Genomic DNA, 15,189 nt, shown 5'->3' with positions numbered 1-15,189 from the left:
GGTCCAGGACCGCATGGGCGTAGGAATGCTCCGCCGAGGCCAGTTCGGCGCCATCGGCGACACGCACCACCACCGCCCGCCCCGACAACGTCCCGTAATCGACTCCGACGACGCAGGCGTCGGAGTGCGCGGGTTCCTTGAGTTCGGCATCCACCGCCGAACCACCTTTCTTTCGGTAGAGGTCCCGTCGGGACCCGACTCGTCGCCGGGCCCCGACTGCTGGGTGCCAGGTCCTGTGGGACAGGGGACCTACTGGACGAGTTCCCAGTCCTGGGAGCCGTCGGTGAGTGCGGTCTGCAGGGTGAGCTGCGCTCCGGCGGTCGTGCCGGTGAGGTACAGGCTGGTGTTCTTGACGGACTGGAGCTTGTAGAAGCCGTCGCTGGTCTTGACGAGGTTCCAGCTGCCGGTGTTGCTGTTGTCGACCCACTGGCCGATCTTCTGGCCGGCCGTCGCGTTGCCGGTCCAGATGGCCGCCGCGCGTCCGCCCGCCTTGTTCAGCAGGGTCGTACCGCCGCCCGGCTCGGTCACGACGTGCCAGAACTGGGTGTCCGCGTTGGCCGCCGATCCCGGGGCCTCCAGCCGGACGTCGGGGACGTCGCCGTTGCCGAGGTTGGCGTCGTTGGTCTTGTTCCCGGTGCCGATCACCTGGTCCGTCTTCCGGTTGACCAGCTGGTAGTAGGCGCCGTCACTGTGACCGAGATCGATCTCGGCGAACTTCAGCGTGGACGTCCCCTGGTTGTTGAGGATCGAGACCCGGCCGGTGCCCTCGACGTACTGGAGGTTGCGGCTGTAGCCGCCCTGAGAGGTCGTCTGGTACTCCTTCCACGTACCGTCGCTGCGTCCGCTCTCGTTGACCCAGACGTTGCCGCTACCCGCCGCGTTGTAGACCAGGCGGCCGCCGGGGAGCCTGATGAGGACCGGGCTGCCGTTCATCGTCAGAGGGTGCGAACCGGTGTCGACCGGCAGTGAGTTGACCCCCGTGCCGGTGGCCGAGCCGGTGTAGAACTTCAGCGGGTCGTTGGCGATCTGGTACCGGGTGTTGGCTCCGCCGCCCCAGTACTCGTAGGTGATCATCCACTTGCCGTCCGTGGTGCGGACGACGTTCGTCATGCCGGGCCGCCCGCCGCCGATCTCCGTCTTGCCGCCGCCCATGTCCTGGGTCAGGCCGGCGATGTCGACGACGGGTGAGCTCCAGTTCGCGCTGCGGCCGTCCCAGGTCTTGTGCGCGAGGATCTGGCCGAGGGAGTCCGTGGCGGTGTCGTTGGCGGGGTCGAGGGTCGGGACGCCGGTGGTCGCGTTGAAGCCGGTGTAGTCGTTCTCGTCGGAGTAGTAGCAGACCAACTGGCCCTTGTAGACCATCAGATATGGCTCCCAGAGGGGATCCACCTGCCGGTTGGTGTTGGCGTTCGCGATGTTCTGGCCGACCGCCCCGGCGCTGCCGCCCTGCCAGCCGCCTGACGCGACGACGTTGACGATCTTCCAGCTCGCGCCGTCGTCATCGCTGGAGTACAGGGCGATCGCCAGGTCCTTGCGGTCACCGTCGTTGTTCGGCGTCCAGTTCGGGTCGGCCGCCTTGTGCTCCTTGTAGTAGTAGTCGTCGCCCGAGACGACCGTCGCGAGGAGCAGGGTGCCCTGCTTCAGGTTCCCGACGTCCTGGGGAAGGACGTAGAGGTACGGGTTGGTCCAGTTGCTCGTGTACTTCGCGTACTGCGGGTCGCTGGAGATGTACGCGGGCGCCTTGACCTCGGACAGCGGCTGCCATGACGTGCCGTCGTCGTCGCTCTTGTAGACCGGGAGGGTCTGTCCGTCGGCGCTTCCCGACGCCGTCACGACCGTGGACTTCTCGAACGACGCGACCAGACGTCCGCTCGGCAGCTGGGCCGACTTGGGGTAGATCGCGCAGTTGCCCCGCCCCTTGAGACACGGCTCGCTGCCCAACTGGTAGAGGGTTCCGCCGCTCGGGTTGTACGCCTGCGCACCGGAGGCGGGTACGGCCAGCAGCGCGGACGCCGCAGCGAAGGTTCCCAGCGCCTTTCCTAGGGCTTTTCTCTGCATAGCTCCTCCTTCTGAGGATGACCACGGTGATGCCCGGGGTCTTCGGTCACCGGCGAGATGACCTGCTCTGTGGGTCCGCCCGGCAACCTGCTCACACAGCCGGACGGTGAGTGAGGGGGGCAGGCGCTGGTGCGGGCGGAGACGGGGACGTGTACGTCCCATGTGCGCGACTCGGCGGCCGGGCCCCGACTGTCTACTGGACGAGTTCCCAGTCCTGGGAGCCGTCGGTGAGTGCGGTCTGCAGGGTGAGCTGCGCTCCGGCGGTCGTGCCGGTGAGGTACAGGCTGGTGTTCTTGACGGACTGGAGCTTGTAGAAGCCGTCGCTGGTCTTGACGAGGTTCCAGCTGCCGGTGTTGCTGTTGTCGACCCACTGGCCGATCTTCTGGCCGGCCGTCGCGTTGCCGGTCCAGATGGCCGCCGCCCTGCCGCCGGACTTGTTGAGCAGAGTGACACCGCCGTCCGGCTCGGTCACGATGTGCCAGTACTGGGTGTCCCTGTTCGCCGCCGCGCCGGCGTCCTCGAGGGCGACGTCGGGTACGTCCCCGTTGCCGAGGTTCGCATCGTTGGTCTTGTTGCCCGTACCGATCACCTGGCCGGTCCTGCGGTTGACCAGCTGGTAGTAGGCGCCCGCCGAGTGACCGAGGTCGACCTCGGCGTAGGCGATCGTCGAGGTGCCCTGGTTGTTGAGTATGGCGATGCGGCCGGTGCCGTCGACGTACTGGAGGTTGCGGCTGTAGCCGGCGGGTGAGGTGGTCTGGTACTCCGTCCACACGCCGTCGCCGCGTCCGCTGTCGTTGACCCAGACGTCGCCGCTGCCTGCCGCGTTGTAGACCAGACGGCCGTCGGGAAGCTGGATGATCACCGGACTGCCGCCGGTCGCGAGAGGCCGGGAACCGGCGATGACCGGCAGCGACGTGACACCCATGCCCGTGGGGGAGCCGCGGAAGAACTTCAGGGGATCGTCCGCGAGCACGTACCTGGTGTTGGCGCCACCGCCCCAGTACTCGAAGGTGAGCAGCCACCTTCCGTCCGTGGTGCGGACGACGTTCGTCATGCCCGGCCGGCCGCCGCCGATCTCCGTCTTGCCGCCGCCCATGTCCTGGGTCGAGCCGGCGACGTCGACGACGGGAGCGCTCCAGTTCTTGTTGTTCCCGTTCCAGGTCTTGTGGACGAGGATCTGACCGTGCGAGTCCGCGGCCGTGTCGTTGGCGGGGTCGAGGGTCGGGACGCCGGTGACCGGGTCGAAGCCGGTGTAGTCGTTCTCGTCGGAGTAGAAGCAGACGAGCTTGTTCTTGTAGACCATCAGGTACGGCTCCCAGAGGGGATCCACCTGCTTGTTCGTGTTGGCGCTCGCGATGTTCCGGCCGACCGCGCCCGCGCTGCCGCCCTGCCAGCCGCCGGTGGCGATGACGTTGACGACCTCCCAGGTCTTGCCCTCGTCATCGCTGGAGTACAGGGCGATCGCCATGTCCTTGCGGTCACCGTCGTTGTTCGGCGTCCAGTTCGGGTCGGACGCCTTGTGCTCCTTGTAGTAGTAGTCGTCCCCCGAGACGACACTGGCCAGGAGCAGCGAGCCCTTCTTGAGCTTGCCGACCTTCTCCGGAAGGACGTAGAGGTACGGGTTGGTCCAGTTGCTCGTGTACTTCGCGTATCGGGGATCCTTGGAAAGGTATGCCGGAGCCTTGACCTCGGACAGCGGCTGCCATGACGTGCCGTCGTCGTCGCTCTTGTAGACCGGGAGGGTCTGTCCGTCGGCGCTTCCCGACGCCGTCACGACCGTGGACTTCTCGAACGACGCGACCAGACGTCCGCTCGGCAGCTGGGCCGACTTGGGGTAGATCGCGCAGTTGCCCCGCCCCTTCAGGCACGGCTCGCTGCCGAGCTGGTAGAGGGTTCCGCCCGTCGGGTCGTATGCCTGCGCAGTGACCATGGGTATCGCGAGGATCGCGGATGCCGCCGCGAAGGTCGTGAGGGCTCGTCCAAGCCTTCTTCTGTGCATGGCCCCTCCTCAGGGGATGGATCAGGATCGGTCGGCTGTTTCGGGAGCCGGCGCGCTGTCGGCGTCGGTGGCGACGAGAACGCGCACGTCCCACGGGCCGAGGTCCAGCGCCGCGCCCGCGGGGACGGACGCGCTGTCCAGGGCGTCGGAGAGGTCCACCGGGGCGGGGACGCTCTTCGGCTCCCAGCTCCAGTTGTGGACGATGTGGACCCGGCGGCCGTCGGGTGACGTGCCGGTCGTGGCGGTGACGGATTCCGGGAGGTCCCGCCAAGCGTTGCGGGAGGCCGGTGCCATCCAGGCGGCCAGTGCCCGGGCGAGGTCGCGGCCCGGGACGGTGCCGACGGTGGTGACGCGGCCGGCACCGTGGCTGCGTGTGGTGATGGCGGGCCAGCGGCCGAAGTGCGGGTGATCGTAGGCGGCAAGCACGTCGGCGTCGCCGACGGTCAGGCCGTCGGCCCACTGGGTCGCCGTCGCGTTCTGCGGGAGCTTCAGCGGGCTGTCGGGCGCGGTGCGGAGGGGGACAGCCTGGAGGAGGTTGCTGAACTCGTCGTAATGGACGCCCGCGGCCTCGACCAGCCGTCCGGGAGCCGGCTCGTGCCGGGCCCTCGCCTCGTGGTCGGCGTAGCCGGTGCGCGGGCCGAGAACCAGGTGACCGCCGGCGTGGGCGTAGGCCGCGAACCAGTCGAGCGTCGAGTCGGCGGCGATGTACAGCCCCGGGACGACGAGGACGGGGTGACGGCGGGCGGCCTCCTCCGGGGGCAGGCCCTCCCGTTCGCCGCGGGGGTCGTGCAGCTGGCGGGCGTGGACGATGCGCACCTGGCGGCCGGCGTCGAACGCGCCCCGGTAGAAGGGGTCGAAGATGCGGTGGTAGGCCTCCGGGGCGGGCTCGCCGTCAGGGGTCGAGAGCGGCGGGTACTTCTTCATGAGCCACTTGCTCGGCGTCGAGTAGACCATCGTGATGTCGGCGTCCGGTTCGAGCCCGGCCACCAGCGGGCCGGCGGCGTCGAACTCCGCGCCCAAGCGGGCGAGTTCGGCGTAGGTGCGACCGGGCTGTCCGGTGTGGGGCAGGATGCCGCCCCAGTAGGTCTCCGCGCCGAAGTGCAGGGTGTGCCAGTGCCAGTACTCGATCATGCGGGCCCCACGGCCGACGAGAGCCCAGGCGGCCTGGCGCCACTGTCCGTCGTACGCGGGGCGGTTGTCCCACGGCATGCCGATGGAACCCGCGTTGGTCTCGGTGACGAGGAACGGCTCCTGGCGGGAGGAGAACATCCAGTCGGCGGTCTGGTACAGCGCCCAGACACCGGTCGTCTTCCAGATCTGCTCGTGGTCGTCGGGCGTGGGGTCGGGCAGCAGCAGATCGTCCTGCATGCCGTAGTAAGGGTTGCCGGAGGCGATGTCGAGGCGGTCGGTCAGCTCGTCGTCCTCCACCGCCGGCCGCTTGTAGGAGATACAGGTGGTGACGAACTGCTCGGGGTGGGCGTACTCGCGGACGATGTCGGCCTGCCAGCCGATGAACTCGGTGCACTGGTCGGCCTGGAACGCCCGCCAGGCGACGTCGTACTGCGGCTGTGCGTTGCCGTCCGGAGTCCACAGATCGGCCCAGGTGGACAGCCGGTGCGACCAGTAGACCAGGCCCCATTCGCGGTTGAGGGTCTCGACGTCGCCGTACTTGGCGCGCAGGTGGTCGGTGAAGCGCTGGAAGACGCCGTGGTTGTGGAAGAGCTCCAGGCCCGGCTCGTTGTCGACCTGGAAGCCGATGACGGCCGGGTGGTCGGCGTAGCGGGCGACGATCTTGCGGATGACCCGCTCGGCGTGGAACCGGAAGGCGGGGTGGGTGAAGTCGACCTCCTGGCGGGCGCCCCAGCCGATGCGCTCACCGGTGCGCCGCTCACCGGTGATCTCCGGGTACTGGCGGGCCAGCCACGGCGGTACCGCGTAGGTCGGTGTGCCGAGGACGACGCAGATGCCGCGCTCGTGGGCGCCGTCGAGGACCGGCTGGAGCCAGTCGAGGTCGAAGCGGCCGTTCTCCGGTTCCCAGGTCGACCACACCGACTCGCCGACCCGGATGACCGTGACATGGGCGTCGGCCATCAGGTCGAGGTCGGTCTTGAGGCGTTCGTCCGGCCGTTCATAAGGCTGGTACTCGTGGTAGTACGCGGCGCCGAACAGGACGCGGGCAGGCAGAACCGCCATGAGGGGAACCTCCGAAGAAGACAGGGAGTGGTGCGAGGGCTGCGTGCCCTACTGCTTGACGCCGCCGGCGGCGAGGCCGCTCTGCCAGTAGCGCTGCAGCAGGAGGAAGGCCACGACCAGGGGAAGGATCGAGATGAGAGAGCCGGTGACGACGAGCGCGAGCATGTCGCTGCTGGCGCCGGCTCCCCCGTTCTGTGCCTGCGCGGCCCAGGAGGAGAGGCCGACCGTGACGGGGTACAGATTCGGGTCGTTGAGCATGATCAGCGGCAGGAAGTAGTTGTTCCAGGTCGCCACCAGCGTGAACAGCAGGACCGTCACCAGGCCCGGCGCGAGCAGCCGCAGCGCGATCCGGAAGAAGATCCGGGCCTCTCCCGCCCCGTCGATGCGGGCGGCCTCCAGGAGGCTGTCCGGGATGGCGTCCTCGGCGTAGACGCGCATCAGGTAGAGGCCGAAGGGGTTGACGAGGGAGGGCAGGATGATCGCCCAGGGGGTGTTGACCAGGCCGGCCTTCGCGAAGAGCAGATAGGTCGGGATCGCCAGGGCGGTGGCCGGGACCATGACGGCGCCGAGCACGAGGTTGAAGCCGAACCGGTCGCCGCGGAAGCGGAACTTGGCGAACCCGTACCCGCCGGCGGCCGCCAGCAGCGCGGCGCCGAGGGCGCTCACGCCGGCGTACATGACCGTGTTGAGCAGCCAGTGCACGAAGACGCCGTCGTCCTGGGTGAAGGTCTTTTTGACGTTCGTCAGCAGCTGCGGGGCGTGCGAGAACCACAGGCCGAAGCTGTTGAAGAGGTCCTGGGTGCTCTTGGTCGAGGCGACCAGCAGCCAGAACAGGGGCAGCAGGAAGTACGCCAGGACGGCCAGCATGGCGATGGTCAGTGGGGTACTGCGGCGGTGGCCGGCGGACCGTCGCCGAGCCGGTGCGGCGGGAGGCGGATCCGTCACGGTGGCGGCCTTCGCTGTCGGGATCGCGGTCGTCACGGTGTCCTCCGGCGGTTCGCGGTGAGCAGGACGGCATAGGAGACGATCACGATGACGAGGCCGAGGAGGAAGGACACCGTGGCCGCGTAGTTGAGCTGCTGGCCGGTGAAGGCGAGAGTGTAGGAGTAGAGGTTGGCGGTGTAGGAACTGCTGATCACGTCCGGGGCGATGCTCATCAACAGCTTCGGTTCGTTGAACAGCTGGAAGCTGCCGATCACGGAGAACAGCAGGGTGAGCATCAGCGCCGGCCGGAGCGCGGGGAGCTTGATGGACCAGGCGACGCGCCAGGCACCGGCCCCGTCCATGGCGGCCGCCTCGTACAGCTCGGCGGGGATGGTGCGCAGCGCGGCATACAGGATGATCATGTTGTAGCCGACGAACTCCCAGGTCACGATGTTCGCCAGGCTGCCGAGCATCCAGCCGTCGCTGAGGAAGTGCGGGACCGGCAGGTCCAGCTTCCGGCTGAGCTGGGCGAACGGGCCGAAGTCGGGGCCGTACAGGTAGCCCCACATGAGCGCGGCGACCACGCTGGGCACGGCGTACGGGACGAAGATGCCCAGCCGGATCACCCGGGCGAGCCGCAGGAGGCCGCTGTCGAGCGCGAGTGCGAACACCAGGGCCAGTACCAGCATCACGGGGACCTGGATCACGAAGAACAGGGCGACGCGTCCGATGCCATGGATGAGGAGCGGATCCTTGAGCGCCTGTAGGTAGTTGTCGAGGCCGACGAACGCCGTGCCGCCGATCAGGCGCTCCTGGAACAGGCTGAGATAGGCGGCGTAGCCGAGGGGAGCGAGGAAGAGCAGAAGGAACAGCACCATGAACGGTGCGACGAACAGCGGTCCCGCCGCCCGGTGACGACGCGCGCCACCGGGCCGCAGACGTGTCGGCCCGTCTCGTCGCCTGCCTTTGGGGGAGGCCGCGGTCGTGGCAGTCATCATCGGGCCTTTCTGAGAGGGGGGGACTGGTGCCGGTGAGTGGGGAGGGTCCCGCGCCGCCGCACGGGACCCGGGCCGTCACGTTGTCTTGACGGTGAAGCCCTGGTTCTTGGCGTACGTGGTGAGCCGCGTCTGCCAGCTGCCGAGGGCGCGGACGGTGTCGGTCCTGTCGGCGAGGGACTTGCCGACGGTCTCGGTCCAGTCGGTCGCCGCCTGGTCGAGGAACGGGGGCCACTGGAAGGAGGAGTTGACGGTGGAGCTGATGTCGGCGAAGACCTGGTTGACCTTCTGGCCGCCGTAGAAGGCGGGCGCGTCGCCGGTGAACGTGGGGTCCGCGAGGAGGGCCTTGGTGGCGGGGAAGAAGAACTGCTCGGTGGCGAACATCTTCGCGCTGGCCGGGTCGCTGTTGAGGAACTGCGCGAACATCGCCGCCGCGATGGGGTTCTTGGTCGAGCGGATGACCGCGGTGGTCGAACCGCCCCAGTTGCCCGAGCTCGGCTTCGACGCGTCCCACTGCGGGAGGGGGGCGGCTCGCCACTTGCCGGCGGTGGCCTTGGCGGAGCCGGAGAGGAAGGCCGGTCCCCAGGCGGCGGTGATCCAGGTGGCGTACTTGCCCTTGTTGAACCCGGCGTACCAGCCGTCGGTGAAGTCGGGGTCGGTGCTGACAACCCCTTCCTGGGCCAGGCCGCCCCAGTACGCGCCGAGCTTCCTGGAGACGGCGTCGTCGACGCCGATGGTGATGTCGCTCTTGCCGGACATCACGTACGGCTTGGCGCCCGCCTGCCACAGCAGACCGTGCCAGGCGGCGACCTGGCTGGACGCGAGGTTGGTCAGGTAGACGTCGGGGTCGGCCTTGTGCAGCTTGCGGGCCGCGGCGGCGAACTCGTCCCAGGTCGTGGGGACCTGGATGCCGTGCTTGTCGAAGATGTCCTTGCGGTACAGCATGCCGAGCGGTCCGGTGTCCTGGGGGATCGCCCACACCTCGCCCTTGCTACCGCTGACCTGCTGCCAAGTCCAGTCGACGAACTTGTCCTTGAGCGCGGAGGCGCCGTAAGGACGCAGGTCGAGCAGGCTGTTGGTGATCGTGAAGGTGGGGATGGCCTGGAATTCGATCTGCACCATGTCCGGGGCGCCGCTGCCGGCCTTCAGCGCCGTGCGCAGCTTGGTGTACTGGGGCGTGCCCTGGCCGGCGTTGACGACCTTGACCTTGACGGCCGGGTACTTCGCCTCGAAGAGCGCGACCTCCTTGTCGATGTTCGGGACCCACGTCCAGAACGTCAGCTCGGTCGGCGTCTTCATCGCCTTGTCGATGTCGGCCTGGCTGACCTGCTTGGCGGACGCGGACGAGCCGCCGGAGTCACTGCCGCCGCATGCGGCGAGGGTGACGCCGAGCGACACGGCGCCCGTGGTGGTGAGGAACAGCCGACGGCTCATCGGGGAGGGGCCGGACATTGCTGCGGACGTGCTTCTGAGCATGGTGAACTCCCGCCGGTGGCGAAGATGACGGCACGCCCGCAAGGGCGTGCGCAGGCGTGGTGGAGGAGAGGCGCGGACGCACCGACCGGGGCTCGAACGCCGATGGGGTCGGGTGCGTGTCCTCAGGGACCCGGCCGGCGAGCGTTCCGTGTGCGGAGGTGGCTGTCGCGGCCGAGGAGGAAGGGGGTGGAGCAGAGGCAGAGACAGTGTGGAGACGTGGCTCAGCGTCTGCTGGGTTCAGGGGCGCCCCTGCGTCGATCGCATGGTGGGGCGCCTGGAGGGGCGGCACGTGACCGGAACAAGTGGCTCGTCCCTGGGGTCACGCGCCGGCCTTGAGGCCCTGCGGTCCGGGCTGACCGGTGTTGTTCAGTGGCGGGAGGACGGACCTCCGTTCGGGAGCGGCGGATGGTCCGGATCCCCGAGGGAACGGGAGGCGGTACGCCGGCCATGAGCTGGGGTCGTCCGGCTCGGCGGTGGCGCGGTCGAGGCGCGGATGATGAGGTCGACCGGTGGGTTGCTCGTCGGTAAAGCATCTGCGCCCGGGTTCTCGATGGCATGCACCAGACGCTTGAGTCCCTCCTGCGCAACGGCGTCGAACGGCTGCCGCACCGTGGTCAGAGGAGGACTCACATAGGCGGCGACCGGAATGTCGTCGAAGCCGACCACGCTGACGTCCTCCGGCACCCGTCGTCCGGCCTCGGTCAGGGCGCGGATCAGGCCGATCGCCATGTCGTCGTTGGCGGCGAACACCGCGGTGACGTCACTGTCTTCGGCAAGTTCGCGCCCCGCCCGGTATCCGGACGCGGCCGACCAGTCGCCCTCGACGGCCGGCGGTACGGCCCTGCCGTGGGCGGTCAGCGTCGCCCGCCATCCTTCGAGGCGGTCCCGTGCGGCGTACCACCGCTGTGGACCGGCCAGGTGGTGGACCGTCCGATGGCCGAGGTCCAGCAGGTGCTCGGTGGCGGTGTGGGCCATCAGGTCGGCGCCGCCCCCGGCGGTCAGCACCATGGGTGCGGTGACAGGCGGTGGCGCGCCGAGGACGAGGACCGGAACGTCGATGCGGAGGGGAGTGTCTCCGCCGGCTCCTTCGGTACCGTCCTCGTCGATCGGTTCGGAGATGACGATGCCGTCCACGCCCTGATCGAGGAGCGAGTCCACGGCACCGGCCACGCCCGCCGGGTCGCCTTCCATCGTGTTGACCACGCGCAGCGCGTAGCCCGTGTCCCGGACGACCCGCTCGACACCCATGAGCAGTGAGGCGGGGCCGTACAGGGCCGTGCCCAGGGTCACCACTCCGATGGAGCGGGTGCGTCCGGAGGCCAGTGCCCGGGCGGCGTTGTTGCGCCGGTAGCCGAGCTCTTCGGCGGCTTCGAGGACGCGTCGGCGGACCTCGGCGGAGACGTACTGCTCGTCGTTGAAGACTCTCGACACCGTCTTCTGGGAGACCCCGGCCAGGCGGGCCACGTCCACGCTGCGCGGAGCCGGGGTACTGCCGCTCCGTGCTGTCCCTCGCGTCATGGTGTCTCCCGATGGCCGGATGCAGAGCCCGATGATGTCAGAGTCGCCCCTGACTGGCTACGCAGTCATGTCTGCGGTGTCATGTCTACGCAGTCATAAGGCCGTCGTCAAGAGTTCGGAACGCATCCGTAACACCGAGTTCGGGCATGACGCGTGGCCCGGTCCGTGCGATGTGTCCGTCGGGAGGCTCTGGGCTTGATCCGCTTTGACGGACATCCGAGATCAGGGGTTCTGCCCCGGAAGGATGTCCGTCATGGAGAGCATGGGGAAGAAGAAGCCTCGGCCTCGCCGTTCGTTCACGCTGGAGTTCAAGGCCGAGATAGTCGAGCTGTGCCGGCGCGGTGACCGCTCGGTCGGTCAGATCGCCAAGGACTTCGACCTGACCGAGACCGCGGTGCGGCTGTGGGTCAGCCAGGCCGAGGTCGACGCGGGCGAACGCGATGGCCTGACCAGCAGTGAACGCGAGGAGCTGGCCGCGTTGCGCCGAGAGTGTTGCCTTGACCGGTTGAATCTAAGACGGCTTTCTTCGCGAGGGAGACCCGGTGACGGTGCACCCGTTCATCGAGGCGGAGAAGCGAGACGGTCACAACGCGCTCGCCGAGTCGTTCTTCGCCACCATCAAAAGGGAGTTGCTCGACACGAGACCCTGGCACAGCCGGGCCGCCGCCCGCACCGCGATCTTCGACTTCATCGAGGGCTGGTACAACTTGCACCGACTGCACAGCAGTCTCGGCTACCGCAGTCCCGCCGACTACGAGACCGCACTCGCAGCCTGACCACCACACCGATGGTGTCCGTCAAAGCGGAACAAGCTCAGGTGTTCCCCATTCCAAGCAGGCCTGGCGGCGCGGGGAAGCCTGTTGCGGCCCACTCAACCGAGCGTCCCTGAAATCCTGGCTGCGTGCCAGATACCGGTGAGGGGGACGTCTCCAGCCCGGGCCTCTCCGCACCCGACTGAGTGTGCAGGCCCGCGCCCGCAAACGTCGGCGCGCTGAGCAGCGAGCCGGTTCTTCGTCCAAGGAGCGCGGCTGCGCACACGCTGCGAGGGGTCCGCACAGTCGGTGAGACCTGACTACACCGACCGCGCCGCCGCTTTGCCGCGTACGCCCGGGAGGCTGATGCCGTGACGACACACCAGGCAGCCTGACTGTGCGGTCGGGGTCGGTGCCTAACGTGGCTGGACATGACACCCCTGCCGTTTGTGGTGACACGTATGGGGGCCGTGCTCGTGTCCGCGGTGCTGGTACTGGCCGCGGCCTCGGTGTCCGGCGCGCGTCCGCTGCCTCTCGCCTCGGGGAGCGAGCCGCTTTGCGCAGCCGGTGAGGGGCTGCGCAGCGAGCTGCGCGAGCTGGTGGGGGAGCACCGGATCGCCGGGGCTGCCGTCCTGGTCACCGAGGAGCGGGTGGTGACCGGGAAAGGCCGGGACGGCTCGGAGAGGGACTGCGGGCGCTGGTCCGCGTCGGCCGGTACGGCCGATCTGGGCACCGGCCGCCCCATGAACATCACTGACCGGTTCCGCGCCGGAAGCGTCACCAAGACGTTCACCGCGACCGTCGTGCTCCAGCTCGCGGCCGAGCGCCGCCTGTCGCTGGACGCCCCGGTCGACCGATACCTGCCGGGACTGATCCGGACGGGCAGCTATGAGGGCCGTCGCATCACCGTGCGGCAGCTCCTGCAGCACACCAGCGGTCTGCCCGACTACCTGGAAGCCCCGGAGTGGCAGTACCCGGAACGGCAGCGCTACCGCCATTTCGAGTCGGACCAGCTCGTCGCCCGGGCTCTCGAGCTGCCGCCGCCGGACGCGGCCTGGCACTACGCCACCACCAACTACATCATCGCCGGGATGATCATCAGGGCGGTCACCGGTCATACCCCGGAAGCGGAGATCACCCGCCGCGTTCTGCGCCCGCTCGGGCTGCAGGACACCTACTGGCCGGGTGACCGCACCCGCATTCAAGGCCCGCACTCGCGCAGTTACTTCACCGACTACGGTCGCCGCAGCGACGGCACGGAGTGGAACACGACCTTCGCCGGGGTGGGCGGTGCGCTCGTGTCCACCCTTGCCGACCTGGGACGCTTCGCCACGGCGCTGGTGGGCGGCCGTCTGCTGCCCCCGGCCCAGCTCGCGGCGATGCGGCAGACGGTGACCGCCGATCCCGACCGCCTCTGGCCTGGTGCCCGCTACGGGCTCGGTCTCGTCTCCACCCCGCTTCGCTGCGGAGGCCGGTGGTGGGGCCACGCCGGGACCGTGCCGGGTGGCCACCGCGCGTTCACAGCCGTCGGACCCGGCGGGCGCGCGGTGGCCGTCGTGCTCACCGAGGTGCCAGCCACGCTCGAGGCCGACCAGGCCTTTCTCGACGTCGTCCAGAGCGCGTTCTGCACTCGCCCGCTTACCAGGAGGACCCACCCTTGATCCGTGTTCCCAGGACGGCCGTCCCGGCTCTGGTGGCCGCGCTCGGCCTGACCTTGCCGACCGCGACGGATGTGGCAGCCACAGCGACACATACGGCCACCAGGGCTGCCGCAGCCACCGCCGCCCGAGACACCCCCAACCCCCTCGCTCCCTTCCACCGACAGCGCCTGAGCTGGAAGAGCTGTGTGCTCGGCCCGCAGGACGCCCTTGGCAACGAACTGCAGCAGGCGGGCGCCCAGTGCGCCGACGTCACCGTGCCGCTGGACTACGCAGCCCCAGGCGGCCGTACCATCACGGTGGCCATCTCCCGGATCCGGGCCACCGACACCGCCCACCGCGTCGGCGCCCTTCTCCTCAACAGCGGCGGCCCCGGCGGCGAGACTCTCGGCGATGCGCCCTGGATCCGTCGGACCATGAAGGACGTCGGCGCTCGCTACGACATCATCGGGGTGGACCCCCGCTTTGTGGGCCGCAGTACGCCGCTGGACTGCCACTGGCCGACGGGCAGCTACTTCCGCAGCGCCGGTGTCGACCGTGCCGGATTCGACCGCATGACCGCCTTCGCCCGGAACCTTGCCACCCTCTGCCGGCAGCACGCGGCCGATGTGCTGCCGTACGTCACCACCCGTGACACAGCCCGCGACATGGACGTCATCAGGGCCGCGCTCGGCGAGCGGCGGATCTCCTTCCTGGGCTACTCCTACGGCAGTTACCTCGGCCAGGTCTACGTCACGATGTTCCCCGGCCGCACCGACCGCATGGTCATCGACGGCGCGATGGACGCCTCGCGTTACTCTCCGCGGCTGCTGCGCGGCGCCGAAACGGCCAACCGCCGGGCGCTGGAGCACTGGGCCTCCTGGGCCGCCGCCCGGGACGCCACCTACGGGCTGGGACGCACGCGGGGCACAGTGCTGGCCGTCGTGGACCGCGTCCAGGCCGCAGCGGCACGCCGACCGCTGAAGCTGGGCGAGTTCCGGCTGGACGAACACATCGTGCCGCCCCTCCTCATGGCCGGCCTCTCCCTGGACAACGACACGGACTTCGGGAACCTCGCACAGGCCGTACGTGAGATGCGCCGGGCCGCCGAGGGAGGCCGGGTCACCCCGTCACCGGCCTTCACGGAGGTACTGAAGTTCGTGCTCACCAGCGCCGCGTCGCCCTACGGCAGCGCGCAGACGGCGATCCTGTGCGGTGATGTGCCCGACTCGCGCGACCCGGAGGTCTACTGGCGCGACGTCCAGCGTTCCCGCACCCTGGACCCGCTGTTCGGCCCCGCCACGCACAACATCACCCCCTGCGCCTTCTGGGCCCCGCCGCGTGAGCGTCCCACCACCGTCGCGGACGACTTCCCGGCACTGCTCGTCAACGCCACCGGCGACCCGCGTGACACCTACGACAACGCCCTGGCCCTGCACCGCAGGTGGCCCAGCTCCCGTCTCGTCACCCTGCGGGGTGCGGATCAGCACGGGGTGTACGGCTATGTCGGCAGCGCGTGCGTGGACGGGACCGTCAACGCCTACTTCGCCACGGGGCGGCTTCCCGAGCGGGACTTGAGCTGCGATCGGCGCCGGCTGTACTGATCACGACCGTTGTCGACACCAGCCACACCCGACCGA

General features: G+C 69.1%; 9 protein-coding genes and 2 pseudogenes. 4 read left to right on the top strand and 7 right to left on the bottom strand.

The features are described 5' to 3' along the window. Positions 1-249: 249 nt before the first annotated feature. From ACFPIH_RS38400 to ACFPIH_RS38370, 7 genes are all read right to left on the bottom strand, one after another. The gene (locus ACFPIH_RS38400) at positions 250-2,055 is read right to left on the bottom strand and encodes an RICIN domain-containing protein (RefSeq protein WP_381184050.1); all 1,806 of its coding nucleotides are present in this window, start codon (positions 2,053-2,055) and stop codon (positions 250-252) included. Positions 2,056-2,248: 193 nt separating this feature from the next. Further along, positions 2,249-4,054: an RICIN domain-containing protein gene (locus ACFPIH_RS38395; RefSeq protein ID WP_381184052.1), complete on the bottom strand. Its 1,806-nt coding sequence runs from the start codon at positions 4,052-4,054 to the stop codon at positions 2,249-2,251. A gap of 21 nt (positions 4,055-4,075) precedes the next feature. Beyond that, a complete protein-coding gene (locus ACFPIH_RS38390; protein WP_381184055.1) occupies positions 4,076-6,247 on the bottom strand; it encodes a beta-galactosidase in 2,172 nt (723 codons plus the stop codon). 48 nt (positions 6,248-6,295) lie between these two features. After that, complete coding sequence (locus ACFPIH_RS38385) at positions 6,296-7,228, bottom strand: carbohydrate ABC transporter permease (protein WP_381184058.1); 933 nt, start codon at positions 7,226-7,228, stop codon at positions 6,296-6,298. After that, positions 7,225-8,169 (bottom strand): carbohydrate ABC transporter permease, encoded by a 945-nt coding sequence (locus ACFPIH_RS38380; RefSeq protein ID WP_381184061.1) that lies wholly within the window; start codon positions 8,167-8,169, stop codon positions 7,225-7,227. Before ACFPIH_RS38380 ends, ACFPIH_RS38385 begins: the two co-directional genes overlap by 4 nt. A gap of 75 nt (positions 8,170-8,244) precedes the next feature. After that, positions 8,245-9,642 carry an ABC transporter substrate-binding protein gene (locus ACFPIH_RS38375; RefSeq protein WP_381184063.1) on the bottom strand — a complete coding sequence of 466 codons (1,398 nt, stop codon included), beginning with the start codon at positions 9,640-9,642 and terminating at the stop codon, positions 8,245-8,247. A gap of 366 nt (positions 9,643-10,008) precedes the next feature. Beyond that, complete coding sequence (locus ACFPIH_RS38370) at positions 10,009-11,160, bottom strand: LacI family DNA-binding transcriptional regulator (RefSeq protein ID WP_381184064.1); 1,152 nt, start codon at positions 11,158-11,160, stop codon at positions 10,009-10,011. Positions 11,161-11,404: 244 nt separating this feature from the next. On the opposite strand from ACFPIH_RS38370, the pseudogene ACFPIH_RS38365 reads away from it, so the two are divergent. From ACFPIH_RS38365 to ACFPIH_RS38350, 4 genes and pseudogenes are all read left to right on the top strand, one after another. Continuing rightward, a pseudogene (locus ACFPIH_RS38365) lies at positions 11,405-11,650 on the top strand (transposase); the annotation flags it as partial. Positions 11,651-11,747: 97 nt separating this feature from the next. Continuing rightward, positions 11,748-11,936 (top strand): annotated as a pseudogene (locus ACFPIH_RS38360) (integrase core domain-containing protein); the annotation flags it as partial. Between the two features lie 407 nt (positions 11,937-12,343). Next, positions 12,344-13,573, top strand: a complete 1,230-nt coding sequence (locus ACFPIH_RS38355) for a serine hydrolase domain-containing protein (protein ID WP_381184066.1) — start codon at positions 12,344-12,346, stop codon at positions 13,571-13,573. Beyond that, complete coding sequence (locus tag ACFPIH_RS38350; protein WP_381184069.1) at positions 13,570-15,153, top strand: alpha/beta hydrolase; 1,584 nt, start codon at positions 13,570-13,572, stop codon at positions 15,151-15,153. Before ACFPIH_RS38355 ends, ACFPIH_RS38350 begins: the two co-directional genes overlap by 4 nt. Positions 15,154-15,189: the final 36 nt, after the last annotated feature.

The organism is Streptomyces vulcanius (genome assembly GCF_042653945.1).
In the GTDB taxonomy this organism is placed as follows: domain Bacteria; phylum Actinomycetota; class Actinomycetes; order Streptomycetales; family Streptomycetaceae; genus Streptomyces; species Streptomyces mangrovi.
The sequence above is the reverse complement of the archived record's forward strand: the minus strand, read 5'-3'. Positions and strand labels throughout refer to the sequence as shown.

What these genes read in the sequence shown, in the direction of transcription:
- ACFPIH_RS38400 (WP_381184050.1), bottom strand. Translation starts at nt 2,055, where the DNA reads ATGCAGAGAAAAGCCCTAGGAAAGGCGCTGGGAACCTTCGCTGCGGCG.
- ACFPIH_RS38395 (WP_381184052.1), bottom strand. Translation starts at nt 4,054, where the DNA reads ATGCACAGAAGAAGGCTTGGACGAGCCCTCACGACCTTCGCGGCGGCA.
- ACFPIH_RS38390 (WP_381184055.1), bottom strand. Translation starts at nt 6,247, where the DNA reads ATGGCGGTTCTGCCTGCCCGCGTCCTGTTCGGCGCCGCGTACTACCAC.
- ACFPIH_RS38380 (WP_381184061.1), bottom strand. Translation starts at nt 8,169, where the DNA reads ATGATGACTGCCACGACCGCGGCCTCCCCCAAAGGCAGGCGACGAGAC.
- ACFPIH_RS38375 (WP_381184063.1), bottom strand. Translation starts at nt 9,642, where the DNA reads ATGCTCAGAAGCACGTCCGCAGCAATGTCCGGCCCCTCCCCGATGAGC.
- ACFPIH_RS38370 (WP_381184064.1), bottom strand. Translation starts at nt 11,160, where the DNA reads ATGACGCGAGGGACAGCACGGAGCGGCAGTACCCCGGCTCCGCGCAGC.
- ACFPIH_RS38355 (WP_381184066.1), top strand. Translation starts at nt 12,344, where the DNA reads ATGACACCCCTGCCGTTTGTGGTGACACGTATGGGGGCCGTGCTCGTG.